The sequence below is a fragment of the Pseudomonas sp. LBUM1659 genome (genome assembly GCF_059716045.1).
This window is the reverse complement of record NZ_CP166797.1, coordinates 5,965,736-5,992,047: the sequence shown is the minus strand read 5'-3', so window position 1 is coordinate 5,992,047 and position 26,312 is coordinate 5,965,736. Positions and strand designations below refer to the sequence as shown.

Here is a 26,312-nt window from a genome sequence, read left to right as displayed (position 1 = left end):
TCGGCCTGACGCCCCCGCACAAGAGAAGCAGCATGGAATGCGCGCAACCCACGCCAACCGAAGGCAGCTCGATCCTTTTAATCGTCGATGATTACCCTGAAAGCCTGATCAGCATGCGCGCGTTGCTCCAGCGCCAGGACTGGCAGGTCATGACCGCCGCCTCCGGCTTTGAAGCGCTCGGCCTGTTGCTCAAACACGATGTCGACCTGGTATTGCTCGATGTGCAAATGCCGGGCATGGACGGTTTTGAAGTGGCTCGCCTGATGCGCGGTAGCCAGCGAACGCGCCACACGCCGATCATTTTCCTGACAGCCAACGAACAGTCTCAAGACGCCGTGATCAAGGGTTACGCCAGCGGTGCGGTGGATTACCTGTTCAAGCCGTTCGACCCGCAAATTCTCAAACCCAAAGTTCAGGCCCTGCTGGAGCATCAGCGTAATCGCCGTGAGTTGCAGCGCCTGAGCCATGACCTGGAAGCCGCTCGCGCGTTTAATGCCTCGGTGTTGGAGAACGCAGCCGAAGGCATTCTGGTGGTGAGTGAGGACGGAGTGATCCGTTTTGCCAACCCGGCCATGTCGCGGCTGCTCAATGCCACGGTGCAGGAGTTGCAAGGCAAAGAGTTTCTGGATTTCCTGCAAAAACCGCATATCCCGGTCTGGGCAGACTCCGAGATTTATAGCGGTTACAAGCGCGGCGAAACCTTGCGCCTGCATGACGCGCTGTTGCGTACCGCCCCCGGCCAGCAGGTGCCGGTGGCGCTGTCGTGCGCGCCATTGCCCGCGGAACAACACGCCATGGTGGTGACGGTGCTGGACATGTCGGTGGTGCGTCACCTGCATCAGCAACTGGAGTTCCAGGCTGTGACCGACCCGTTGACTGGCCTGCTCAATCGCCGAGGCTTCTACCAGACCGTTGAAAACCTGCTGCTGCGAGGCGAACGCGCCGACAGTGCCTGGGTGCTGCTGTACCTGGACCTCGACGGCTTCAAACGGGTCAATGATTCCCTCGGTCACGATATCGGGGATCGCGTGCTGCGTTGGGTGTCCGAACAGTTGAAGGCTTGTTTGCGGCCCTTCGACATTCTGGCGCGCATGGGCGGCGATGAGTTTACGGCGTTGCTGGATCTGGAGTTTCCCGAGCAGGCGGCGAAGATTGCGGAAAAACTCATCGAACGGATATCGATCTGTCAGCAGATTGATGGCCTGGAAATCACCTTGGGTGCCAGCATCGGGATTGCGACGTATCCGGATTGCGGGGCCAACCTCGACGGTATGTTGCGGGCCTCGGACATTGCCATGTACGAAGCCAAGCGTGCGGGCCGTCAGCAGTACCGTTTTTATGATCACGAAATGAACGGCCGTGCGCGCTCGCGGCTGATGCTCGAAGAAAGTGTGCGAACGGCTATCGAAAACGGTGATTTCAATTTGGTGTATCAACCTCAAGTGTCCATCGCCAATGGGCAGATCCGCGGGTTCGAGGCATTGCTGCGTTGGCAGCACCCGAGCGTCGGCGATGTCCCGCCGGGGCTGTTTTTGCCATTGCTGGAAGAGGCGCGGCTGATCAGTCGGCTGGGAAGCTGGATTTACCATCGTGGAGTTGGGCAGCGAAAGGCCTGGGAAACCTTGTTTGCCGAGGATCTGGTGCTTGGTGTCAGTTTGAGCAGCACCCAGTTCGGCATGCCTAACCTGGTCACTGAATTGCGCCAGGTGCTGGGGCGCGATGGCCTGGAGCCGCGTCATCTGGAAGTCGAGGTGACGGAAGAAGCGCTGATGCAAAATCCCGAAGAAACCCGCAAGACCCTGCGTTTGCTACGCAATCTTGGGGTTCGGGTGGCATTGGATGACTTCGGTTCCGGGCCTTGCTCCCTGTCACATCTGCGCGACCTGGAACTGGACACGCTCAAGTTCGACCGGCACTTGATCGCCCGCCTGCCCGATTCCTCGCGGGATGCAGCGCTGGTGCGCAATGTGATTGACCTGTGCAAGGAATATGGAATGCGGGTGATCGCCGAAGGGGTGGAAACCGTTGCTCAGTATCAATGGCTGCAAGCGAATGGCTTTGAGTACATGCAAGGTTTTCTGGTGGCGCGGCCGATGATGGCCGAGGACGTCGGCGACTTTGTGCAACTGTTCGACTGGAGCGCACTGAACAGTTGAATTCGCTACACTGGCGACCTTTTCGTGATTCGTGTTGCCGCCCCAATGACCGCGTTGAAATACCTCCAGGCCTATCCTGCTGCATTGCAGGATCAAGTGCGCCAGCTGATCGCAGAAGATCGGCTGGGCGACTACCTGAACAAGCGCTACCCGCAAAAGCACGGTGTACAGAGCGACAAGGCGCTGTACACCTATGCGCTGGACCTCAAGCAGGAATACCTGCGTAACGCCCCGGCCATCGACAAGGTGCTATTCGATAACCGTCTGGACCTCACTCATCGCGCGCTTGGCTTGCACACAACCATTTCGCGGGTGCAGGGCGGCAAACTCAAGGCCAAGAAAGAAATTCGTGTGGCCTCGCTGTTCAAGGAAGCGCCTTCGCAGTTTCTGAAAATGATCGTGGTGCATGAACTGGCGCACGTCAAAGAGTCCGATCACAACAAGGCGTTCTACAAACTCTGCGAACACATGCTGCCGGGCTATCACCAGGTGGAGTTTGACCTGCGGGTGTACCTGACCTGGCGGGACATGCAATAACAGATCAACAGCCGGGAGTGTTTGAATGGAAGTCAGCAAGACCAAGAGCAGTTTCTATCGCCGGTTGTACGTGGCGTACCTGATCGACAGTGGGCAGGCGAGCAGCGTCCCGGCCTTGACCGACGTAACCGGCATGCCCCGGCGCACGGCGCAGGACACGATTGCGGCGTTGGCGGATCTGGACATTGTTTGCGAATTCGAGCAGGAAGAGGGCGCACGCAATCATGCGGGGCGCTATCGGATTCGTGAGTGGGGGGCGATTGATCGGGGGTGGATCGAGCGCAATTTGCGGCAGATCAAAGCGGTGCTGGAGTACCCCTAGCATCTGCGGTGCGGCAACTGACGCCATCGCGCGCAAGCCCAGCTCCCACAGGATTGAGTACACCCCAGGATTGAGGTGATCCCTGTGGGAGTGAGCCTGCTCGCGATGGGGCCCTTAAAGCCGACGCATCCCAATGTGCGGAATGCCATCCTCGACATACTCCTCACCCGCCACCACAAACCCATACCGTCGGTAATACCCCTGCAAATGCGCCTGGGCCGACAGATAAACCGGCATGTCCGGCCAGTGCTTCTCAACCTGCTTCAACGCCTGCGTCATCAGCTCGTGCCCTATCCCGGTGCCACGTGTCGCCGGGGCAACAATGACCCGACCAATCACCACATCGCCACCCTGCAATTGCGGGTCGAGCAGTCGCAGGTAGCCCACCAGCCGATTCTCGTCCCACGCCATCAAATGGCAGGTGTCACCTTCCAGATCCTGGCCATCGATGTCTTGATAGATGCATTTCTGCTCGACGACGAACACCTCTGCGCGCAATTGCAGAATGGCGTACAGCTGTTCTTTACCCAGGTCGCTATGGTGTTTGCAGATCCAGTCAATTGTCATTTTCACGTTCCTTGAACATCGTCGCTCCGATACTAAGCGTCCTGAGGACAGTTGTCTTTATGGCAGGAAAATCTGTGACAAAGGCCAAAATGCCATCATTCATTTCGCGCGGTGTTGTCATCTTTGTGTAATCTGCGGTGAAGCGCTGTGCGTTGGCTTCAATGAGCTATTTTGAGTACCTGGCTGCCGGTACATGGGTCTTGGAGTTTGGGCTGAAAAAAACACGCCGGGTAACCCGCCCGCTAAGGATTTTCTAGCATGCCGCGATTGCATCGAGCTTCTGCTTTGATCGTATTGCTGTTGCTGACACAGGGCGCGGCAGCGGAAAAGCTGCGTCTGGTCGCCGATGCCTGGCCGCCTTTCACCGACGCCACGCTGGTCAACGGTGGGTTGGCGACGGACATCGTCACGACTGCGCTGGCACGCGCAGGCTATGCCAGTGATTTTGAACAGGTGCCTTGGGCCCGGGCGTTATTGGGCGTAGGCGAGGGACGATATGACGTGCTGGTCAACGCCTGGTACACCGACGATCGGACCAAACTGGGCCAATTCTCCGGCGAATACCTGCTTAACCGCGTGCGTTTTCTGAAACGCAAAGACGCACCCATCGAATACAACAACTTGCAGCAACTGCACACCTATCCGATTGCGATTGTGCGGGGCTACGCCTATTCGCCGGAGTTCGATGATGACGCGTCGCTGCAGAAAGTCCCGGTGCATAACTTTTCCATGGCGGTGCGCATGGTGGCGGCAGACCGGGTCAAGTTGACGCTGGAGGACGAGTACGTCGCCCGTTATTACCTGGCGCTTGAATCATCCAAAGTGCGTAATGCGGTGGAGTTTTTACCCAAGCCGTTGAGCGAGAACAGCCTGCACATATTGGTCAGCCTGAAGAACCCGCAGCATGAGCAGATCGTCGCCGGGTTTGATCGTGAGATTGCCGAGATGAAGGCTGATGGCAGTTATGCGCGGTTGATGAAGCAGCATGGGATGTAAGGTTGATCCGAGGTTTTTGGTGGAGTTGATGGCCCCTTCGCGAGCAAGCCCGCTCCCACATTTAATCTCTGTTGTTCATACAATATGTGATCGCTGGAGATCTAATGTGGGATCGGGCTTGCTCGCGAAGAGGCCGGCCAAGCCTCCGCAAATCTCAAGTCTCGCTGGTGTCCTTGATCAAATGCGCCGCCAACGTCCGCAACGGTCCCAGTTGCCGACAAATCAACGCCAACTGCGTCTGCACCAGCCGCTGCCCTTCATCGATTTCATCGGGCATCTGCTCAAGCGAATTCGCCAGGGCCTCCTCCTCATCACTCTGAATCGCCACCGGCTGTTTGCTCGCCAGGCCTTGAGCGATCTCGTCGATGCTCGCCGCCAGGCTCACGCCGGCACCCTCAATCAACTGCTCACGCACATCCGCAGGTAGCGCCGTTTCCCGGTGCGCCCCCAGCCCGGACAAATAGCTGAGCAGCGTGTGCGACAGCACCAGAAAACGAAACCCGACATCTGCTTCTTTCCGGAAGTGCCCAGGCTCCATGAGCATGTTGGCCAGTGTCGTCGACAGTGCCGCGTCGGCGTTGTGTGCGTTGCGTCGAGCCAGGCGATAAGCCAGGTCGTCGCTTTTGCCGGCCGCGTATTGCTGCATTATTTGCCGCAGGTAAATGCTGTTGCAGGTCAGGGTGTTGGCCAGCACTTTGTTCAGGCGTCGGCCCTGCCAGTCCGGCAGGAACAGGAATACCGCGAGCCCGGCAATCAGGCTGCCGAGCAAGGTATCAAGCAGTCGCGGCAGGAGCAGCCCATAACCGTCCCCGACCTGGTTGAAGCAGAACAGCACCATCAAGGTGATCGCGGCCGTGGCCAAGGTATAGCGAGTGGTTCTGTTGATAAAGAACACCACCCCTGCGGCAATCGCAAAGCATGACTGGATCAACGGATTCGGGAACAGATCGAACAGCGCCCACGCCATCGTCAGGCCGATTGCGGTGCCTATGATCCGTTGACCGAGTTTGCGTCGGGTAGCGCCGTAGTTCGGCTGGCAAACGAACAGCGTGGTGAGGATGATCCAGTAACCCTGAGAAGGGTGAATCAAATGCACCATGCCGTAGCCGATGCTTAGCGCCAGGGGCAAACGCAGTGCATGGCGGAACAGCAGCGACGTCGGCGTCAGTTGCGTGCGCAAACGTACCCACACATCTTTGAGGCTGCGGGGCGAACGGTCGAGCAGGCTGCTGTCGGTGGCATCGGCCAAGGCTTCCGGGTTGCTCGCATCGCTGAGCAAATGGTCGAGTGTGGCGAGGTTGGCCGCCAGCGCCCGCAGCGAACGCAACAGCCCGCGCCAGGCCGGGTTGCTCTGAATGCGCAGGTGTTCGATGGAGGCATGCAGGTCGCCGAGAGCTTCTGCGAAGCTTGCGTCATAGACGAACGGCTGACGCATCTGGATCGATTCCGCCAGTGCACGGCAAGCCTTGCCTTGCTGACGCAACAGACGCTGACAGCGGAACAGGACGTCGCTGTGGAAAAACGCCTCGGCGAGTGCGTTATAGGGGTAATGCGAAGAACTGGCGCGCTCGTGGATGTCCTGAGCGAGGAAGTACAGTTTCAGGTAGCGGCTGACTTTCGATCCCGGCCGACCGTTGCCGACCCGGTGCAGAATGATTTCCTTGGCGGCGTTCAGGGCCGCCACCACGCGTCCGTTCTGCTGGGCCAGTTCCAGTCGACGTGCTTCCACGTCCATTTGCCGGATCGGCTCGAACAGCGACGATTTCAGCTTCAGGTAATAACCCAACTCGCGAAACAATCGCGCCAGGCTCTGCTGCACGGGCTGGTTGGAAAACAGCGCCTGCCACAGCACCGACAGCAAACCGTACCAGGCCGCACCGGCCACCAGCAGCACCGGTTCATGCCAGAAATCGGTGACGGCGCCGCCGCGTTGGTCGACGCCGATCATGGTGTAGACCGACAGAATCAGCGTCGCCGAGGCAATGGCGCCATAGCGCTCGCCGAGGGCGCCGAGCATGGTCAGGCAAAAACTGGCCAAGGCCAGGGCGATGATGAAGATATAGGGGGAGGGGAAGAGCAGTTCGACGGAGAAGGCGGCGACGCTGAAACACACCAGCGTCACGGCGAGTGCGTTGAGGCGGCCCTGCCAACTGTCGTCGGTTTCGGCCAGGGCGCTGGCGATGATCCCCAGGAATAACGGGATCAGCAGCCCCATTTCATCCTGATACCAACAGACCGCCATGCTGCCGGTCAGGGCAATGAATACCCGCACGCTGTAGCTGAATTTATCCAGCGCCCAGAGGCGACGCAGAGACTGACTGAGAGGAGTCGATGACATGAAGTGCGAAGGCCTTCCGAGGCAATGACGCTAAATTGAGCCAGTAATGACGCCGACGCAATGGCGCCGATCACATCTGACAGCAAAATCTGTTCCTTCCTTGCAAGCCCCCCGCAATTGTAGGAGCCGAGCTTGCTCGCGATGGCGGGTTAACATTCAACGATGATGTTGGCTGTTAGACCGCTATCGCGAGCAAGCTCGGCTCCTACAGGGGGAAACGATAACGCGGTAGTTCAGGCGTACTGTGCGGCGGCGTAGGCTGAAGCCCAGGCCCACTGGAAGTTGAAGCCGCCCAGATGCCCGGTCACGTCGAGCACTTCGCCGATGAAGTACAAACCAGGGCTTTTCAGCGATTCCATGGTTTTGGACGACACTTCGTTTGTGTTGACGCCACCCAAGGTGACTTCGGCGGTGCGGTAGCCTTCGGTGCCGGCCGGTATCACTTTCCAGCTCGCCAGTTTTTCGGCGATGTCGGCGATTTCGGCGTGGGTGTACTGCTTCATCGGTTTGGACGCGAACCAGTTATCCGCCAGCAGGTTGGCCATCTTCTTGGTGAAGATTTCCCCCAGCAGGGTTTTCAATTCGCTGTTCGGACGTTCGACTTGCTGCTGTTGCAGCCAGCCATGCACGTCGTGGTCCGGCATCAGGTTGATCTCGACCGTGTCGCCGGATTCCCAAAACGAAGAAATCTGCAAAATCGCCGGGCCGCTGAGGCCGCGGTGAGTGAACAGGATGTTCTCGCGGAAACTCTGATCGTTGCAGCTCACCAGGCAATCCACCGACGTACCGGACAGCTCGGTGCAAAGCTCTTTCAGCTGATCAGTGATGGTGAACGGCACCAGGCCGGCGCGGGTTGGCAGCAGTTCGTGGCCGAACTGTCTGGCGACCTGATAACCGAAACCGGTCGCACCCAAGGTCGGGATCGACAGTCCGCCCGTGGCGATCACCAAAGACTCACAGGTGATCTGGCCCATCGTGGTGTCCAGCAGGTAACCGCTTTCGAGTTTTTCGATGGTCTGGATCGAGGTGTCCAGGTGCAGGCTCGCGCCGACCTGATCGCACTCGTTGAGCAGCATTTCGAGGATGTCGCTGGATTTGTTATCGCAGAACAACTGCCCGAGCTTTTTCTCGTGGTACGGCACGCCATGTTTGGCGACCATGCCGATGAAATCCCACTGGGTGTAGCGCGCCAGTGCGGATTTGCAGAAGTGTTCGTTCTGCGAGAGGAAATTGCCAGGTTCGGTGTACATGTTGGTGAAATTACAGCGGCCACCGCCCGACATCAGGATTTTCTTGCCGGCCTTGTTCGCATGGTCGAGCAACATCACCTTGCGCCCACGCCCGGCGGCGGTCAGCGCACACATCAACCCTGCGGCGCCAGCGCCAATGATCACGACTTCGGTAGAGCGCAAAACGGTGTCCTCACACAAAACTCAGGGCTGGCGCACTCCTGTAGGAGCAAGGCTTGCCCGCGATGAACGATAACGCGGTCCACCTATCGGACCGCGGCGCCTCAATCGCGAGCAAGCTTTGCTCCTACAGGGCGGTGGCGGTTTTACAGGATGCGCACGCGCAATGAACGGCCTTTGATCTTGCCGTCATTCAAACGCTGCAAGGCTTGCTTGGCGATACTGCGTTCAACCGCCACATACGCCTGGAAGTCGAAAATTGCGATCTTGCCCACCTGAGCGCCCGGAATGCCGGCATCGCCGGTCAGTGCGCCCAGAATGTCGCCCGGACGAACCTTGTCTTTACGGCCGGCACCGATGCACAGCGTGCTCATCAGCGGCAGCAGCGGCCCGCCGCCCTGATTGGTGAGGTTGTCCACCAGGTCCCAGGTCAACGGCGACTGCTGCAGTTGTTCGATGGCTTGGGCGCGCTGCGCTTCGGGCGGTGCGACCAGGCTGATCGCGAGGCCTTTCTCACCGGCACGACCGGTACGGCCGACACGGTGAATGTGGATTTCCGAATCACGGGCCAGTTCGACGTTGATCACCATGTCCAGCGAATCGATGTCCAGACCGCGAGCGGCGACGTCGGTGGCCACCAGTACCGAAGTACTGCGGTTGGCGAACATCGCCAGCACCTGGTCGCGATCACGCTGTTCCAGATCGCCATGCAGACCGACGGCGGAGATGCCTTTGGCGGTCAGGTGGTCGACGGTTTCCTGAACCTGCTGCTTGGTGTAGCAGAAGGCCACGCAGGATGCCGGGCGGAAGTGGCCGAGGACCTTGGTCACGGCGCTCATGCGCTCTTCCGGGGAAATCTCGTAGAAGCGCTGTTCGATCTGCGTGTCATCGTGGAACGCTTCGGCCTTCACTTGCTGCGGGTTGCGCATGAATTTCGAGGCCAGTTGCTTGATGCCCACCGGGTACGTGGCGGAGAACAGCAGTGTCTGGCGGCGTTCCGGGGCCTGCATGATGATTTCTTCGATGGAATCGTAGAAACCCATGTCGAGCATGCGGTCAGCTTCGTCGAGAATCAGCGTGTTCAGGCCGTGCAGTACCAGCGAACCTTTGCGCAGGTGCTGCTGAATGCGCCCCGGCGTGCCGACGATGATGTGTGCGCCATGCTCCAGCGAAGCGATCTGCGGGCCGAGGGATACGCCGCCGCACAGGGTCAGAACCTTGATGTTGTCTTCGGCGCGGGCCAGGCGACGGATTTCCTTGGCGACCTGATCCGCCAGCTCGCGGGTCGGGCAAAGGATCAGCGCCTGGCAACCGAAGTAGCGCGGATTGATCGGGTTCAGCAGGCCGATACCGAAGGCGGCGGTCTTGCCGCTGCCGGTCTTGGCCTGGGCGATCAGGTCCATCCCCTTGAGGATCACCGGCAAGCTTTGCGCCTGGATCGGCGTCATCTGGGCATAACCGAGGGAGTCGAGGTTAGCCAGCATGGCGGCGGACAGCGGCAAAGTATTAAAAGCGGTGGCGATGGTGGTCACGGGACTGGCCTGCAAAACAAAATGTCGCGCAGTGTATCAGTCCCGGGGCCATTCACCCTAAGGTTCGATGTGTTCTTCCGGACGCCTGACGCGCCGTCCGTCTTCCTTTGAGAGCTGCGAGAAGATGGTCGCGGCCAGCATTGCCATGATTCCGACCGTGACAAACGTCAGTTGAAACGCGCCCAAAACCGTCGCAACGCCATCGTTTCCGATCTCTGCCGTAAAACCGCCGAGCAATGCACCGGCACAGGCAACGCCCAGGCTCAGGGACAATTGCGCGACCACCGACAACAGGCTGTTGCCGCTGCTGGCGCTGGCATCGTCGAGGTCGATCAGGGTGACGGTGTTCATCGCGGTAAATTGCAGGGAGTTGATCGCCCCGAGAATCGCCAGCAGGCACAGCAGCAGCCAGTACGGCGTCTGTTCACTGACCAGGCCCATGCTCGCGAGCATGATGCCCAGCGCCACGGTGTTGCCGGTCAGCACGATGCGATAGCCCAACCGTTCGATCAGCGGCCGCGCCACCCACTTGGCGATCATCGCCGCCGCAGCCAGCGGCAGCATGCTCATCCCGGCCTGTGACGGCGAATAACCCAGCGCCACTTGCAGCAACAACGGCACGAGGAAGGGCAGGGCGCCGCTGCCGAGACGGGCGAACAGGTTGCCGAGGATGCCCACGGCGAAGGTTCGGGTCTTGAACAGCGACGGGGCGAACAGCGGGTTTTCAGTATGCCCGGCGCGCAACCAGTACGCCGCGAGACAAGCCATGCCACCGAACAGCAGCAGCATCACACGCAGGTGGGGCAGATGCAGTTCACCGAGGCCTTCCATGGCGATGGTGATCAGAATCATCGCCGCGCCGAACAGCACAAATCCCAGGCTATCGAAACGGGTCCGCTCAGAACCGCGCAGGTCCGGGATGAATTTCCACACGGCGTAGCAGCCGACCAACCCGACGGGCAGGTTGATCAGGAAGATCCAGTGCCAGGTCAGGTATTCGACCATCCAGCCGCCCATGGTCGGGCCGATCAAGGGACCGAGCAGTCCGGGAATGGTGATGAAGCCCATGATCCGCACCAGTTCCGAACGCGGGTAGGCGCGCAGTACCACGAGGCGCCCGACCGGCAACATCAGTGCGCCGCCCAGGCCCTGAATCACCCGGGCGCTGATCAGCAGGCTGAGGCTGCTCGACAAGGCGCAGAGCAACGAGCCGAGGCTGAACAAAATAATCGCGCCGAAGAAGATTTTCTTGGTGCCGAAACGATCGGCGATCCAGCCGGAGGCGGGGATCAGCAAGGCAACGGTGAGCATGTAGGCAATGATCACGCCCTGCATGCGCAACGGATCTTCCTCTAGGTCCCGGGCCATGGCCGGCAGGGCGGTGTTGAGGATGGTGCCGTCGAGCGATTGCATGAAAAAAGCGATGGCGACGACCCACGGCACCCAACGGGCAGTGACAGCGTCGAGAGGCGGGCGGTTGGGCATGGGACCTCTTGCGGGTTGGAGTTGATCGTTCCCACGCGGAGCTTGGGAACGATCTGTACGTAATTGTCGACTGACAAATCGCCTTCGCTGGCAAGCCAGCTCCTACAGGTGTTGCGTGTTTACAGGGTCAACGTCAGCCGACGGACTATCGCCCCCGGCAACAACGCCGAAGCCGTGGCCCGCTGACTGTAGGTACTCGCCGACAGCAACAACTCCCGCTCCTCGGTCAACGCCTCCAACTGCGAACCCAGCAAGCTGTAGGCACTGTCATCAAAACGCATTGTGCTGACCGGTGCCTGAATCTCGCCGTTCTCGACCCAGAACGTCGCGAAGCGGGTCATGCCGGTCATGCGCGCCCCCGGCTGGTCGGAGTAGTTCAAGTACCACAGATTGCTGATGTACAAACCCGTGCCCAGTTGCTTGAGGATCTCGGCTTCAGGCAACGTCCCGGCCGCCATGTTCAATGCACTCGGCATCTCACCGCCACCCGCCCCGTTGGCGCTCAAGCCGTACTCGGCCGCGCTGCGTGAACTGACCATTTGCGCGCCGGCCTGGCCTTCGACGATCAACCCCAGATCACTGCGTGGATACCCTTCGCCGGAGAAAGCCGGGCTCAAGGAGCCACTGACCTTTTCATCAATGGACACCTGCGCACTGAACGCACTGTCCCCCGCATAAAGCTTTTGCAGCGGACTGGTTTTGCTGGCGATCGACTGCGCCGAAAACCCGCCCCAGCAGAGCATGCCCATGATTTCTTCGAGTGCCGCCGGTGCGAGGTAGGCGCGGTAATGACCGGGGGCCAAGGTGCGCAACGGCCGACCGAGAAATGCCAACTGCTCGCGAGCCTGCCGGAAGCGCTTGGCGAACCCTTCGCTGTTCCAGTCATGTCCGGCGTAGCTGGCTTTCACCGCCTGGCCATTTTCGTGGAACAGGCTGAAGTCGAAGTTGAAGCTGTTGGCTTGATGCCAGCCAAACGCACCCGAGGAACTGGCGAAACCGCGACTGATCGGACCCGCCGCATAGAAGCCCACCAGGTCCAGTCCTTCTGCGGCCTGAGTGATTTCAGCAACCACCTGCTCGGTGTCCGGCAGCGGATGCTCCTGCACATTCTGGCTCTGCCAGCCGTTGTGGTTGAGCAGCAGGTACGGATCCTGAGGCAGCAACGGCAGGGTGTCGCGCAACTGTTGCAGACCTTCGGCAAGACGCTGCACGTCCACTTCCGGGTCGCCGGCCAGCGTGATGTCGAGGTCGGCATGCCGGCCATCGTTGATCAGTTTGAAGCCGACACTCGCCTGCTGCACCTGACCCGCCTGACGCACCTTGGCGTGGTTGAAACGCACGAAGGCCGAGGACTCGGCGGCGTAGCTGAGGGTGAACTGTTCCGGCTCGCGAATCGCATCGCGCAGCCAGTTGACCAAGGCCTTGAACGCATTGGCCTGATTGTTCGACGTACTCATCAGGCGTCTCCCCCAAACACATCCACATGGCTGAACACGCAGGCCGGCGACGCATGGCCGACGCGGATCACTTGGTTCGGCTCACCCTTGCCGCAATTCGGCGTACCCAAGACCTTGACGGTGTTGGCGTCACCGACGGCGCTGAGGCTTTTCCAGAACTGTGCGGAAATGGCCCGGTAGTTGGGGTTTTTCACCACGCCTTTGAGCTCGCCGTTTTCGATCAACTGCGCCCATTCGCAGCCGAACTGGAACTTGTTGCGTGCATCGTCGATGGACCACGAGCGGTTGGTCGACATCATGATGCCCTGCTCGATGTTGCCGATCAGGTGCGCCAGCGGTTGATCGCCGGGTTCGATGTTGAGGTTGGCCATGCGGTCGATCGGTGGACGGTTCCAGCCGCAGGCGCGGCTGTTGGCGACGCCGTTCATGCCAGCGCGGAATTGCGACAGCGCGCCGCCCAATGGGCGTAGCAGCACACCTTCCTTGATCAGGAATTGCTTGCTCGCGGCGGTGCCGTCGTCGTCATGCCCGTAACTGGCGAGCTGTTCGGGGATGTCCGGGTCGAACGTCACGTTGAGCAGTTTCGAGCCGTATTGCAGGTGGCCGAAGTCTTCTGCCTTGACGAAGCTGGTGCCGGCGTAATTGCGCTCATCGCCCAAGATGCGGTCCAGTTCCAGCGGGTGACCGATGGATTCGTGGATCTGCAGCATCATCTGGTCGGGCATCAGCAGCAGGTCGCGCGGGCCTTGCGGGGTGTTCGGCGCGAGCAGCAATTGCAACGCCTGATCGGCGACTTGCGGGCCGGCACCGATCAAGCCGCAACGGCTAATCACGTCGGCGCCGCCCTGCTGGCCGAAGTTCTCGCGACCCAGGCTACGGGTCTGGCTGTCGTTGCCGTCGTAGGCGGTGACGTCGAGGCCCGGGTAGACGAAACGTTGGGCCTGGCGCAGTTCTGCACCGGCGCTGTTGAGGTAGATCTGCTCGACGTGAGTGATGCCGATGCTGACCTGCCAGTTCACCAATCGCTCGTCCTTGGGCACGGACGCGGATTCTGCGCCGAGCAACTGGTAGCAATCGCTCAAGGACGGGAAAGGCTGGTCGAGGTTCGGCGAAAAGTAGTCGGCGCGGTCGCTCGAGACGGCGTGGTCACGCAGGTCGAGCAGTGCATGGGGCTTGAGCCGGCGGGCTTGTTGTTCGGCGCGGTCCAGCGCCGATTGCAGGCCTTGTTGGGACAGGTCGTTGGTGGCGGCGTAGGCTTCGACGCCGTTGACGCGCACGGTCAGCATCGCGCCTTCATCACGGCTCAGGCTTGGAGGCTCGGCGACGTTCTTGCGCACCGACAGGTACTGGCCGGACTCGCGCACATAACGCAGCGAAAAGAATTCAGCGCCCGTGCGCAAGGCAGCGAAGCGCTGCTTGAGCTGGGGGTGGAAATCGAACATTCGGGAACCTCCTTGGTATGGAGTGGTGGTGTTGCGGTACTGCGAAGGGGGGTGAAACGTTTGCGTGGCGCTAGATTAGGCCTGCGCGGGGGGTAGGATCAAGCTTGGATCGGTGTAGGAGAGATTACCAGGGTGTGCCTGGTAGAGATGTGTTGTCCGGTCGGGCCTCATCGCGAGCAAGCTCGGCTCCTACGGGATTGGGAAGATCACAAAATGTGATTCAACCTCGAACTGTAGGCGCTGAGCTTGCTCGCGATGGGCGCACTTTGGTGTAACGGTCTTACTGAGCAGTAGCGCTCACATCCCGCATCGGCTTGCCCCGCACCGGTGCATCACCGGCCACGAAGTAAGCAGCCTTGCTGCGCGGCAGCGGCTGGCGACCGCGAATCTTGTCGGCGATTTTCTCGGCGATCATGATCGTCGGCGCGTTCAGGTTGCCGGTGGTGATGATCGGCATGATCGAGGCATCGACCACACGCAGACCTTGCATGCCATGCACACGACCTTCACCATCAACCACGGCCATCTCATCGGTGCCCATCTTGCACGAGCAGGACGGGTGGAACGCGGTTTCGGCGTGTTCACGGATGAACTTGTCGAGTTGCTCATCGGTTTGCACGTCGATGCCCGGGCTGATTTCGCGGCCACGGAAAGCGTCCAGTGCTGGCTGCTGCATGATTTCACGGGTCAGGCGGATGCCATCGCGGAATTCCTGCCAGTCCTGCTCGGTGGCCATGTAATTGAACAGGATGCTCGGGTATTCGCGCGGGTCTTTTGACTTCGCTTGAATACGACCACGGCTTGGCGAACGCATGGAACCCATGTGCGCCTGGAAACCGTGCTCTTTCACACCGTTGCTGCCGTTGTAGTTAATCGCGACCGGCAGGAAGTGGTACTGGATGTTCGGCCAATCGAATTCCGGACGGGTGCGGATGAAACCGCCGGCTTCGAACTGGTTGCTGGCGCCGATACCGGTGCCGTTGAACAGCCATTCGGCACCGATGGCCGGCTGGTTGTACCAGAGCAGCGACGGGTACAGCGAAACCGGTTGGGTGCAGGCGTATTGCAGGTACAGCTCAAGGTGATCCTGCAGGTTTTCGCCGACGCCTGGCAGGTCATGGACCACCGGGATGTCGAGCTTGTTCAGCAGTTCGGCCGGGCCGACACCGGAGCGTTGCAGAATCTGCGGTGACGCGATGGCGCCGGAGCACAGCAGCACTTCTTTGCGGGCGCGGACTTCAACGCGCTCTTCAGCGGCGCCGATCAGGTAACGCACGCCGATTGCACGCTTGCCTTCGAACAGGATCTTGTCGGTCAGGGCGTGGGTGACGATGGTCAGGGTCGACCGCTTCTTGGCAACGTCCAGGTAACCGCGAGCGGTGCTGGCGCGACGGCCCTTCGGCGTCACGGTACGGTCCATCGGGCCGAAGCCTTCTTGCTGGTAACCGTTCAGGTCGGAGGTGGCGGGGTAACCGGCTTGCACGCCGGCTTCAACCATGGCGTGGAACAGCGGGTTGTTGCCGGCTTTCGGCGTGGTCACGCTGACCGGACCGTCGCCACCGTGGTAGTCGTTCGGGCCGATGTCACGGGTTTCGGCTTTGCGGAAATACGGCAGGCAGTTCAGGTAGTCCCAGTCTTCCAGACCTGGCAGCTTGGCCCAGTTGTCGTAATCCATCGCGTTGCCACGGATGTAGCACATGCCGTTGATCAGCGAGGAACCACCGAGGCCCTTGCCGCGACCGCATTCCATCCGGCGACCGTCCATGTGTGGCTCTGGATCGGTTTCATAGGCCCAGTTGTAGCGGCGGCCTTGCAGCGGGAACGCCAGGGCGGCCGGCATTTGCGTGCGGAAGTCGAAACGGTAGTCCGGGCCGCCGGCTTCGAGCAGCAGGACGGTGACGCCTTCGTCTTCAGTCAGACGGGTCGCCAGGGTGTTACCGGCCGAGCCGGCACCGATGATGATGTAATCGAATTCTTGGGACATTGAATGCACCCTCTTTGAATGGTGGCAGATCGAAAGTGCCTTGAGGCCTTGCGAGTGCTTCGCACTCGATCGCGGGCAAGCCTTGCTCCTACAGATTTGGCGTCATGCACAAAACCTGCGGCAGCTCCCATTCCTGTAGGAGCATGGCTTGCCCGCGATGACGGCATCACGGGCGACGCATAACTGGCGCCTTAGAACACCGAGGCGTAATCGCCCAGTTCGACCTGTACCGATTTGATGCGGGTGAAGTTGTTCAGCGAGCTGATGCCGTTTTCACGACCCACGCCCGACTGCTTGTAACCGCCGACCGGCATCTTCGCGTCGGACTCGCCCCAGGCGTTGATCCAGCAGATACCGGCTTCCAGTTGATGAATCACGCGGTGCGCGCGGTTCAGGTCCTTGGTGACGACACCCGCGGCCAGGCCGAAGTCGGTGTCGTTGGCGCGGCGGATTACTTCTTCTTCGGTTTCGTAAGTCAGGATGCTCATCACCGGGCCGAAGATTTCTTCGCGAACGATGGTCATCTCGTCGGTGCAGTCGGTGAACACGGTCGGGGCCACGAATGCGCCTTTGGCGAATTCGCCGTCAGTCATACGACCGCCGCCGCACAACACGCGAGCGCCTTCTTCCTTACCTTTGGCGATGTAACCCAGCACGCTTTCCATGTGGGCGAAGCTGACCAGAGGACCGAAGTTGGTGTTCTCGTCTTCCGGGTTGCCAACGCGGATGCGCGCAACGCGTTCAACGATCTTGGCTTCGAAGGCGGCTTTGAGGTGGCTCGGTACGAACACGCGAGTGCCGTTGGTGCAGACCTGACCGGAGCTGTAGAAGTTGGCCATCATCGCAGTGTCGGCGGCGCGATCGAGGTCGGCGTCGTCGAAAATGATCAGCGGGGATTTGCCGCCCAGTTCCATGGTCACGTCTTTCAAGGACGAAGCGGAAGCGCTGGCCATGACCTTCTTGCCAGTGTCGGTGCCGCCGGTGAAGGAGATTTTTTCGATGCGTGGGTGCTCGGTCAACCAGGTGCCGACTTCACGGCCACTGCCGGTCAGTACGTTGAACACGCCCGCTGGCAGGCCGGCTTCGGTGTAGATCTCGGCCAGTTTCAGGGTGGTCAGGGAGGTGACTTCGCTTGGCTTGAAGATCATCGCGTTACCGGCCGCCAGGGCAGGTGCGGATTTCCACAGCGCGATCTGGATCGGGTAGTTCCACGCGCCGATACCGGCCACGACGCCCAGTGGCTCGCGACGGGTGTAGACGAACGAGGTGGTGCGCAACGGAATCTGCTCGCCTTCGATGGCGGGTACCAGGCCTGCGTAGTATTCCAGCACGTCAGCGCCGGTGACGATGTCGACGTAGCGGGTTTCGGAGTACGACTTGCCGGTGTCCAGGGTTTCCAGGGCGGCCAGTTCATCGTTGCGCTCGCGCAGGATGTCGACGGCACGACGCAGGATGCGCGAACGCTCCATGGCGGTCATTGCAGCCCAGATTTTCTGGCCCTTTTCGGCACTGACGACAGCGCGTTCAACGTCTTCCTTGGTCGCACGCTGTACTTTTGCGAGGACTTCACCGTTAGCCGGGTTGATGGCTTCGAAAGTGGCGTCGCTGCTGGCATCAGAGTAACCGCCATCGATGTAGAGTTTTTGCAGTTCGAAACGGGCCATAGTGTCCTCGCAAGTGCATAAATGGTTGGCGTTGACCACTGGGCGTGCCGTGAAGCATTGGCGACGCTGGTCAGTGGCGGTTCGGGGGTTGAGCGTTTATGTGTGCTCTAACTCACCCGCTTGGCCAGTTGGATATCCATGTATTCGTAAGCAATCTGTTGCGCCTGCCCGGTGTCGAAAGCGTCTCCCGACAGCGCGCCGCGCAACCACAAACCGTCAATGAGGGCTGCCAGGCCACGGGCTGCACTGCGCGCATCATCGAGCGGCAATACACGGCGGAACTGGCAGCACAGGTTGGAATACAGACGGTGATCGTTGATCCGCTGCAACCTGTGCAAAGACGGCTGGTGCATGCTGGTGGCCCAGAAGGCCAGCCAGGTTTTCATTGCCGGGCCATTGACCTGGCTGGCGTCGAAGTTGCCTTCGATGATCACCTGCAGATGCGCCCGCGGGCTGTCATCTGTCAGCGCCAAACGGCGCGCGGTGACGTTCTCGCTCAGGACAGTCATCAGGTACCCCATGGTGGCGGCAATCAGGCCATTTTTGTCCTGAAAGTAGTGGCTGATGATGCCATTCGAGACACCGGCCAAACGGGCGATCAGCGCAATGCTGGCGTCCCCCATGCCGACCTGATCGACGGCCAGCAATGTGGCTTCGATCAATTGCTGGCGGCGGATGGGTTGCATACCGACCTTGGGCATCTTGCACATCTCCTTAGGCCTTCCGGTGGACGTCAAACGGCTACCGGATTGAGGGCCAGTCTATTTTGTTTTGATTGAACGTTCAATCAACAAAGAATAAGATCTGCGACAAATCGTCGCTGCCTACAGGTTTTTCCTACATGTAGCGGGCGGAAAAACGACATTCGAAAATGCTCGAAACCTACGCGCACTGGCGCTCTCGGGGTTTCGGGCTTTTTTCGGGGTGTCTTTATATCACCCACTGGTCGGCTGCCCACTAACCGATTAGTCGGGTAACGCGTTGCCTTGTGTTCTTCTCTCGCACTGCCTGGAGCATCTGTGCCATGAGTTCTGCCTCTCTTATAAAGACCCCACCCGATAAGGTGACGGTCAACGGTTGGGTGTTCTACACCTCTACCGCGTTGATCCTGTTGTTGACCGCCATTCTGATCATCGCCCCGCAAGAGGCCGGCAGATTGCTCGGTATTGCTCAGGCCTGGTTGTCCCGCAGCTTCGGCTGGTACTACATGGTGGTGATCGCCGCTTACCTCGTGTTCGTGGTCGGCCTGGCGTTTTCCTCTTACGGCAAGCTCAAACTGGGCAGCAAGGACGATACCCCGGACTTCAGCTACGGCGCCTGGGCGGGGATGTTGTTCTCCTCGGGTATCGGCATCTCGCTGTTGTACTTTGGTGCTTCCGAGCCACTGGATCACTATTTCAACCCGCCGGAAGGCGTGGCCGCCAGCAACATGGCGGCGCGTCAGGCCGTTCAGCTGACGTTCCTGCACTGGGGCCTGCATGGCTGGGCGATTTACGCACTGGTCGGTCTGGCCGTTGCCTACTTTGCTTACCGTCATAACCAGCCGCTGGCGCTGCGTTCGGCGTTGTATCCGCTGGTCGGCGAACGTTGGGTCAAAGGCGCGGCCGGTCATGCGGTAGACGGCTTTGGCATGTTCGTGACCTTGCTGGGTCTGGTGACGAACCTGGGGATTGGTTCGTTGCAAGTGTCCTCGGGCCTCGAAAACCTGTTCGGCATGGAACACAGCAACACCAACCTGCTGATTGTGATCATCGTGATGAGCACCGTGGCGACCATCGCCGCTGTGTCCGGTGTGGAAAACGGTATCCGCCGTCTGTCCAACCTGAACATCGTGCTGTTCAGCGGTTTGCTGATTTTTGTGCTGCTGTTCGGCCCGACCCTGCATCTGCTCAACGGCTTCGTGCAGAACATTGGTGACTACCTGAACGGTGTGGTCCTGAAAACCTTCGACCTCTACGTGTACGAAGGCGACAGTGAGAAGTCCGACCGCTGGTTGGGCCTGTGGACACTGTTCTACTGGGCGTGGTGGATTTCCTGGGCACCATTTGTGGGTATGTTCATCGCGCGTATTTCCCGTGGTCGCACGGTGCGTGAACTGGTGGCCGGCGTGCTGCTGATTCCGCTGGGTTTCACCCTGGCGTGGTTGTCGATCTTCGGTAACTCGGCCCTGGACCTGGTGATGAACCATGGGGCGGTGGAACTCGGGAAGACGGCACTCGAACAGCCGTCCATGGCGATCTATCAGTTGCTTGAGCATTACCCGGCGTCGAAGATTGTGATCGGCGTGTCGATTTTTGTCGGTTTCGTGCTGTTCCTGACCCCGGCGGACTCCGGCGCAGTGATGATGGCCAACCTTTCGTGCAAGGGCGGCAATGTCGACGAAGACGCGCCGCACTGGCTGCGGATCTTCTGGTCGGCGGTGATTACTCTGGTGACTATCGGCCTGCTGTTCGCCGGTAACTTCGAAGCCATGCAAACCATGGTGGTGCTGGCCGGTCTGCCGTTCTCGGTGGTGCTGGTGTTCTTTATGTTCGGCTTGCACAAGGCCATGCGCCAGGACGTGCAGATCGAACAAGAGCAAGCGGAGTTGGCTGCGCGCGGTCGTCGTGGTTTCAGCGAGCGTTTGACTCAGCTGGACTTGCAGCCGAACCAGTCGATCGTTCAGCGGTTCATGGACAAGCAAGTCAGCCCGGCACTGGAAGATGCGGCGGTGCAATTGCGTGGTCAGGGTCTGGATGTGCAGACCTTGCTGGGCAAGTCGAAACGCTGCATGGGCGTGCGGATCGAGATGGAAGAGGGCAACCCTTTTGTCTACGAAGTGAGCCTGGATGGCTATCTGGCCGCGGCGAGCGACACGGCGTCGGCTGAAAGCGCTGATGAACCGCGTGCGCGTTACTACCGCGCCGAGGTGTACCTGCACAATGGCAGCCAGGACTATGACTTGATGGGCTTCACCCAGGATCAGATCACCCGTGACGTGCTCGATCAGTTTGAAAGCCATCGGCAGCTCCTTGGCCGTGTCTATAGCTAAAACTTGAGGTGATGTGGTGTTTCAGTGACACCGCGTCGCGTTCATCGCGGGCAAGCCTTGCTCCTACAGGAACGGCGCAACACCTGTAGGCGCTGAGCTTGCTCGCGATGGGGTCGCCAGGGTCGATACACAATCGACCCGATATCTCGATAAACAAAAACGCCGCGATCCTCTCGCGGCGTTTTTGTGTGTGTTGCCTTAACCCAGGTTCTTGCCGAGCAACGCGTGATACAGCTCGCTGTCACCCAGAATCCCGACCACTTTGTGATTGTCGTGCAGCACCAGCTTATTACCCGTCTGATAGCGAATCTGCAGCGCTTCGCGCATGCCGATGTTCGAATCCACTACCGTTGGCCGACGACCCAACCCTTCAACCGCTTGACCCGGCACCCAGTTCTGCAGATCCAGGCTCGCGCCGTTTTGGCGAGCGCCCTTGATGGTGTTGCCTTCCGCCAGGTCCAGCCACGAATCGCCGCCCGGATCCAGGCATACCGAACCGTTGATGCGTTTGCAGTTGTCGAGGGTGCGCATCAGGCTGCGACCGCACAGTACGTTCAGCGGGTTGGTGTGGGCCACGAAGGTCCGCACGTAATCGTCCGCAGGGTTCAACACGATCTCTTCCGGCACGCTGTACTGAACAATGCGGCCGTCTTTCATGATTGCGATACGGCTGCCGAGCTTCAGGGCTTCATCGAGGTCGTGGCTCACGAACACGATGGTTTTGTTCAGCTTGCTTTGCAGTTCCAGCAGTTCGTCTTGCAAGCCTTGGCGGATCAGCGGGTCGAGTGCCGAAAACGGTTCGTCCATCAGCAGAATGTCGGCATCCATCGCCAGCGCGCGGGCCAGGCCCACACGTTGCTGCATACCGCCGGAGAGTTCATCGGGTTTCTTGTTGCGCCACTGGGCCAGGCCCACCAGTTCCAGCTTTTCGTCCACCAGTTTGCGCCGTTCTTTTTCCGGGCGACCCTGCATTTCCAGACCGAAACTGATGTTCTCGCGCACCGTCAGCCAAGGCATCAAAGCGAACTTCTGGAACACCATCGCAATGCGCTTGGTGCGCATCATTTTCAGTTCTGCCGGGGTGCACGAGGCAATGTCGATCTGCTTGCCTTCGTGCTCGACGAACAACTTGCCACGGCTGACGGTGTTGAGGCCGTTGATGCAGCGCAGCAGGCTGGACTTGCCCGAGCCGGACAGGCCCATCAGTACGCAGATTTCACCTTTTTCGATGTCCAGGCTGGCCTTTTCAACGCCGACAATCTGCCCGGTTTTTTTCAGAATCTGGTCGCGGGTCATGCCCTGATCGAGAAGCTTGAGGGCCTCTCGCGGGTCTTTGGAGAAGATTACGTCGACGTCTTCGAAGCGAATAATGCTCATGCGTCACCCCCTACTTTAGCGTCGGGTTGTTTGCAGATACGGTCGAGCATGATCGCCAGCAATACGATCGCCAGGCCCGCTTCAAAGCCCAAGGCGATATCAGCAGTGTTCAGTGCGTTGACCACGGGTTTGCCCAGGCCGTCGGCGCCCACCAGTGCCGCGATCACCACCATCGACAGCGACAGCATGATGCACTGGGTGATGCCGGCCGCGATGCTTGGCATGGCGTGGGGCAATTCAATCCGTGAGAGCAGTTGACGGCGCGAGCAGCCGAAGGCTTTGCCGGCGTCCATCAGTTCCTGTGGAACATCGCGAATGCCCAGGTAAGTCAGGCGGATAGGCGCGGCAATCGCGAACACCACCGTCGAGATCAAGCCCGGGACCACACCCAGCCCGAAGAGGGTCAGGGTAGGAATGAGGTACACGAAGGTCGGCACGGTCTGCATCAGATCGAGCACCGGGCGCATCAGTGTGTAGAACATCGGTTTGTGCGCGGCGACAATGCCCAACGGCACGCCGATGACCACGCAGACCAGGGTGGCGAACAGCACCTGGGCGAGGGTTTCCATGGTTTCCTGCCAGTACCCCAGGTTGAGGATCAGCAGGAAGGAGGCGATGACGAAAACCGTCAGTCCCCACTTGCGTTGAATGAAGTGTGCCAGTAGCGCGATGAGGCCGATCAATGCCAGCGGGTTGAACCAGGTCAGCGCAAAAGTCACGCCGTGGATCATCGTTTCCAGTGTCACGGCGATTGCGTCGAAGGTGTTGGCGCCGTGTTGCGTCAACCATTCAACGAAGCCCGCGATGTACTGGCCTAAAGGGATTTTCTGATCAATCAGCATGGTAGTGAACGTCCGCATGCAAGGAATAAACAGCCCGGACGGCTCGAGCCGCCCGGCGTAAGCGTTGCTCCTTAATTCAAGGCTGCGCGAGCTTGGCTTTCACGGCCTCCAGGCCAGGTTTACCGTCAATGGTGGTCACGCCAGCGAGCCAGGTATCGAGGACCTGTGGATTATTTTTCAGCCAGGCCTTGGCGGCCGCGTCAGGCTTCATCTTGTCGTCCAGGATGTTGCCCATCAGAGCGCTTTCCATGTCGACGGTAAATTCCAGGTTCTTCAGCAGTTGGCCGACGTTGCTGCATTCCTGGGTGTAACCCTTGCGGGTGTTGGTTGCCACGGTGGCGGCGCCGAAGTCCGGGCCGAAGAAGTCGTCACCACCGGTCAGGTATTGAATCTTGAAGCGCTTGTTCATCGGGTGCGGTGCCCAGCCGAGGAAGACCACGGCGGTGTCGCGCTTCTGCGCGCGATCGACCTGCGACAACATGCCGGCTTCGCTGGACTCGACCACTTTGAAACCGGCGTCTTTAAGGCCGAAGGCGTTCTTGTCGATCATACTCTGGATCAGGCGATTGCCGTCGTTCCCTGGCTCGATGCCGTAGATTTTGCCGTCGAGTTCTTTCTTGAATTTGGGGATGTCGGCGAAGTCATGCAGCCCTTTGTCGTACAGCGCTTGTGGCACGGCGAGGGTGTACTTGGCGCCTGTCAGGTTGGTGCGCACGACGTCGACGGTGCCGGCATCGCGGTAGGCCTTGATGTCGTTTTCCATGGTCGGCATCCAGTTCCCCAGGAAGATGTCCATGTTCTTGCCATCAGCGAGGGACTTGTAGGTCACCGGCACGGAAATCATCGTGGTTTTGGTCTTGTAGCCGAGGGCGTTGAGCACGACGCTAGTGGTGGCGGTTGTCGCGGTAATGTCGGTCCAGCCGACATCGGAGAAGTTTACGGTGCTGCACTGGGCGGGTTCAGCAGCTTGAGCCAGTAACGGCAGACTCAGCATGGCGGCCAACAACAACGACGGGGAACCTTTCATGGATGGACTCCTTGGTGTTTTTTTTGGCAGTGTTCCGACTGGACCACCGCACTTATAGGTTGCGGTTGGATGGCGTTCTGGAGACATCTCTACCACGGCGCCTTGCAATCGAGTCGATACGATCATGTACCAGTGAAAATCTGACGCCTACAGGGTGCGTCGTAACCAGTACAGGGAGGGTCGCATCCAGTGTCGGTGACGTCGTTTACAGCTTTTTTCAGCCCTCTTTCTCCCTCTGATCCGCTAAAAAGCGGCGAAAACATTGCGTCGCCGCCCTGCGGCGTTGGTGGGCATGAGTGCGTCGGTGTGAGACGTCGAACGACATGACAAAAGCCTGATGATGCGGCCATCTCGGCGGATTGCAGCTTGAGCGTAGCAGCTCCGCCACTGGGCGCTTTTTGCGTCTGGAGTCGGCACATCCAGGAGTTCGGCAGCAATGGCTATCAGTGTTTTCGACCTGTTCAAAATCGGCATCGGCCCTTCCAGTTCGCACACCGTGGGGCCTATGCGGGCCGCCGCGTTGTTTGTTGAGTCGCTGCGGGAGAAGCATTTGCTGGAGCAAGTGTGTCGCGTCGAAGTTCAACTGTACGGTTCGTTGTCGGCCACCGGCATCGGTCACGGCAGCGACAACGCGGTGATCATGGGCCTGATGGGCGAGTGGCCGGACGCGATCGACCCGTCGCAAATCGGCATCCGCATCGAAACCCTGCGCGAAACCCACACGCTGCTCCTCGATGGTCGCTTGTCGGTTCCCTTCATCTGGGCGCGGGACATGCGCTTGATCGACGAAAACCTGCCTTTCCACCCCAATGCCATGACCCTGATCGTCGAAGGCGATCACGGCGAACTGCATCGCGACACCTACTATTCCGTCGGCGGCGGTTTTGTCGTGGATGAAGCCCAGGCGTCCAGCGGTGTGGTCGATCTGGATCGCACCGTGTTGCCGTACGATTTCTCCAGCGCCGTCGAGCTGCTGAGCCTTTGCCAGACGCACAACCTGCGCGTGGCTGAGTTAATGATGGCCAACGAGAAAGTCTGGCGCAGTGAAGAAGAAATCCGCGCCGGCCTGATGAAGCTATGGCGCGCCATGCAGGATTGCGTCGACCAGGGCCTCAAGCACGAAGGCATCTTGCCTGGCGGTTTGAATGTGCGTCGTCGCGCGGCGAAGCTGCATCGCAGCTTGCAGGAGCTGGGCAAACCGAATGTGATCGGCTCGACCTTGAGCGCTATGGAGTGGGTCAACCTGTTCGCGCTGGCGGTCAACGAAGAGAACGCCGCTGGCGGGCGCATGGTGACAGCGCCGACCAACGGCGCGGCGGGGATCATTCCGGCGGTGTTGCACTACTTTATGAAGTTCAGTGAAGCGGTGACGGATGCCAATGTCGTCGACTATTTCCTCAGCGCCGCAGCCGTGGGAATTCTGTGCAAAAAGAACGCCTCGATCTCCGGTGCCGAAGTCGGCTGCCAGGGCGAAGTCGGTTCGGCCTGCGCGATGGCGGCGGCGGGGTTGGCGGAGATTCTCGGCGCCACGCCGGAACAACTGTGCAACGCCGCCGAAATCGGCCTGGAACACAACCTCGGCCTGACCTGCGACCCGGTGGGCGGGCTGGTACAAGTACCCTGCATCGAGCGCAACGCGATTGCGGCGGTGAAAGCGATCAACGCGGCACAGATGGCGCTGCGTGGCGATGGTCAGCACTTTATCTCGCTGGACCGGGTGATCCGCACCATGCGCGATACCGGCGCCGACATGCATGACAAATATAAAGAGACCTCGCGGGGTGGGTTGGCAGTTAGCGCCGTAGAGTGCTGAGACCGAGTTGCCCAATCGCGAGCAAGCTTTGCTCCTACAGGTTTGCTGTCTTCTGTAGGAGCAAAGCTTGCTCGCGATGGCGTCAGACCAGTCAAAATTGCGCGCTAAATGAACACCCGATTCAAAACACGCCACCTTTTAGCGCGTCGCTTACAGATAAGCGCCTTTGCAAGATACAGGGATCCAAACCACCCCTGACCACCCGTCACCCGTGCCTGCGGTGACACTCTTTCCCGGCACCTCGCAGCCCTGTTCCCACAAGTGCTACCGATTTGCTCACGCCCAGCGGGGCAGGGCGTCTATCGCCGATAATGGCACTTATATCCCCCCTTC

19 protein-coding genes are annotated in these 26,312 nt (G+C 59.8%); 6 read left to right on the top strand and 13 right to left on the bottom strand.

Going from position 1 to position 26,312, the window contains the following annotated elements:
* Positions 1–32: 32 nt before the first annotated feature.
* Genes ACA048_RS27365 through ACA048_RS27355 form a run of 3 tightly spaced genes read left to right on the top strand, consistent with a single transcriptional unit; the run spans position 33 to position 3,015 of the window.
* Positions 33–2,156: a putative bifunctional diguanylate cyclase/phosphodiesterase gene (locus ACA048_RS27365; RefSeq protein WP_497627045.1), complete on the top strand. Its 2,124-nt coding sequence runs from the start codon at positions 33–35 to the stop codon at positions 2,154–2,156.
* 45 nt (positions 2,157–2,201) lie between these two features.
* Positions 2,202–2,693 carry a YgjP-like metallopeptidase domain-containing protein gene (locus tag ACA048_RS27360; protein WP_497629937.1) on the top strand — a complete coding sequence of 164 codons (492 nt, stop codon included), beginning with the start codon at positions 2,202–2,204 and terminating at the stop codon, positions 2,691–2,693.
* A 25-nt stretch (positions 2,694–2,718) separates the two neighbouring features.
* Positions 2,719–3,015, top strand: a complete 297-nt coding sequence (locus ACA048_RS27355; protein ID WP_497627044.1) for a winged helix-turn-helix domain-containing protein — start codon at positions 2,719–2,721, stop codon at positions 3,013–3,015.
* Between the two features lie 114 nt (positions 3,016–3,129).
* On the opposite strand, the gene ACA048_RS27350 is transcribed toward ACA048_RS27355, so the two are convergent.
* Positions 3,130–3,582 (bottom strand): GNAT family N-acetyltransferase, encoded by a 453-nt coding sequence (locus ACA048_RS27350; RefSeq protein WP_497627043.1) that lies wholly within the window; start codon positions 3,580–3,582, stop codon positions 3,130–3,132.
* 258 nt (positions 3,583–3,840) lie between these two features.
* On the opposite strand from ACA048_RS27350, the gene ACA048_RS27345 reads away from it, so the two are divergent.
* Entirely contained in the window at positions 3,841–4,578 is a 738-nt protein-coding gene (locus tag ACA048_RS27345) for a substrate-binding periplasmic protein (protein ID WP_497627042.1), read from the top strand.
* 154 nt (positions 4,579–4,732) lie between these two features.
* On the opposite strand, the gene yccS is transcribed toward ACA048_RS27345, so the two are convergent.
* From yccS to betI, 9 genes are all read right to left on the bottom strand, one after another.
* The gene (gene yccS / locus ACA048_RS27340; protein ID WP_497627041.1) at positions 4,733–6,916 is read right to left on the bottom strand and encodes a YccS family putative transporter; all 2,184 of its coding nucleotides are present in this window, start codon (positions 6,914–6,916) and stop codon (positions 4,733–4,735) included.
* A gap of 233 nt (positions 6,917–7,149) precedes the next feature.
* Positions 7,150–8,328, bottom strand: coding sequence for a BaiN/RdsA family NAD(P)/FAD-dependent oxidoreductase (locus ACA048_RS27335; RefSeq protein ID WP_497627040.1), 1,179 nt, complete (start codon positions 8,326–8,328; stop codon positions 7,150–7,152).
* A gap of 143 nt (positions 8,329–8,471) precedes the next feature.
* Positions 8,472–9,809 carry an ATP-dependent RNA helicase DbpA gene (dbpA, locus tag ACA048_RS27330; protein WP_497629936.1) on the bottom strand — a complete coding sequence of 446 codons (1,338 nt, stop codon included), beginning with the start codon at positions 9,807–9,809 and terminating at the stop codon, positions 8,472–8,474.
* Positions 9,810–9,914: 105 nt separating this feature from the next.
* Complete coding sequence (gene mdtD / locus ACA048_RS27325; RefSeq protein WP_497627039.1) at positions 9,915–11,342, bottom strand: multidrug transporter subunit MdtD; 1,428 nt, start codon at positions 11,340–11,342, stop codon at positions 9,915–9,917.
* Positions 11,343–11,461: 119 nt separating this feature from the next.
* On the bottom strand, positions 11,462–12,799 hold the full coding sequence (locus ACA048_RS27320; RefSeq protein WP_497627038.1) for a TldD/PmbA family protein: 1,338 nt from the start codon (positions 12,797–12,799) through the stop codon (positions 11,462–11,464).
* Positions 12,799–14,241 (bottom strand): TldD/PmbA family protein, encoded by a 1,443-nt coding sequence (locus ACA048_RS27315; protein ID WP_497627037.1) that lies wholly within the window; start codon positions 14,239–14,241, stop codon positions 12,799–12,801. Before ACA048_RS27315 ends, ACA048_RS27320 begins: the two co-directional genes overlap by 1 nt.
* Before the next feature lie 280 nt (positions 14,242–14,521).
* Positions 14,522–16,225: a choline dehydrogenase gene (gene betA / locus ACA048_RS27310; protein ID WP_497627036.1), complete on the bottom strand. Its 1,704-nt coding sequence runs from the start codon at positions 16,223–16,225 to the stop codon at positions 14,522–14,524.
* Between the two features lie 191 nt (positions 16,226–16,416).
* On the bottom strand, positions 16,417–17,889 hold the full coding sequence (gene betB / locus ACA048_RS27305; protein WP_497627035.1) for a betaine-aldehyde dehydrogenase: 1,473 nt from the start codon (positions 17,887–17,889) through the stop codon (positions 16,417–16,419).
* Positions 17,890–17,996: 107 nt separating this feature from the next.
* Positions 17,997–18,590: a transcriptional regulator BetI gene (gene betI / locus ACA048_RS27300; protein WP_477791582.1), complete on the bottom strand. Its 594-nt coding sequence runs from the start codon at positions 18,588–18,590 to the stop codon at positions 17,997–17,999.
* 380 nt (positions 18,591–18,970) lie between these two features.
* Here betI and ACA048_RS27295 point away from each other — a divergent pair, with 380 nt between their 5' ends.
* Positions 18,971–20,920, top strand: coding sequence for a BCCT family transporter (locus tag ACA048_RS27295; RefSeq protein WP_497629935.1), 1,950 nt, complete (start codon positions 18,971–18,973; stop codon positions 20,918–20,920).
* A 198-nt stretch (positions 20,921–21,118) separates the two neighbouring features.
* Here the strand turns inward: ACA048_RS27295 and choV are convergent, their stop codons facing one another.
* The 3 genes from choV to ACA048_RS27280 form a co-directional block, all read right to left on the bottom strand.
* Positions 21,119–22,297, bottom strand: coding sequence for a choline ABC transporter ATP-binding protein (gene choV, locus ACA048_RS27290; RefSeq protein WP_497627034.1), 1,179 nt, complete (start codon positions 22,295–22,297; stop codon positions 21,119–21,121).
* Positions 22,294–23,139, bottom strand: coding sequence for a choline ABC transporter permease subunit (gene choW, locus ACA048_RS27285; RefSeq protein ID WP_497627033.1), 846 nt, complete (start codon positions 23,137–23,139; stop codon positions 22,294–22,296). The genes choV and choW overlap by 4 nt, the downstream gene beginning before the upstream one ends.
* A 76-nt stretch (positions 23,140–23,215) precedes the next feature.
* The gene (locus tag ACA048_RS27280; protein WP_477791579.1) at positions 23,216–24,166 is read right to left on the bottom strand and encodes a choline ABC transporter substrate-binding protein; all 951 of its coding nucleotides are present in this window, start codon (positions 24,164–24,166) and stop codon (positions 23,216–23,218) included.
* Between the two features lie 436 nt (positions 24,167–24,602).
* Here ACA048_RS27280 and ACA048_RS27275 point away from each other — a divergent pair, with 436 nt between their 5' ends.
* Positions 24,603–25,979 (top strand): L-serine ammonia-lyase, encoded by a 1,377-nt coding sequence (locus ACA048_RS27275; RefSeq protein WP_497627032.1) that lies wholly within the window; start codon positions 24,603–24,605, stop codon positions 25,977–25,979.
* Positions 25,980–26,312 lie beyond the last annotated feature (333 nt).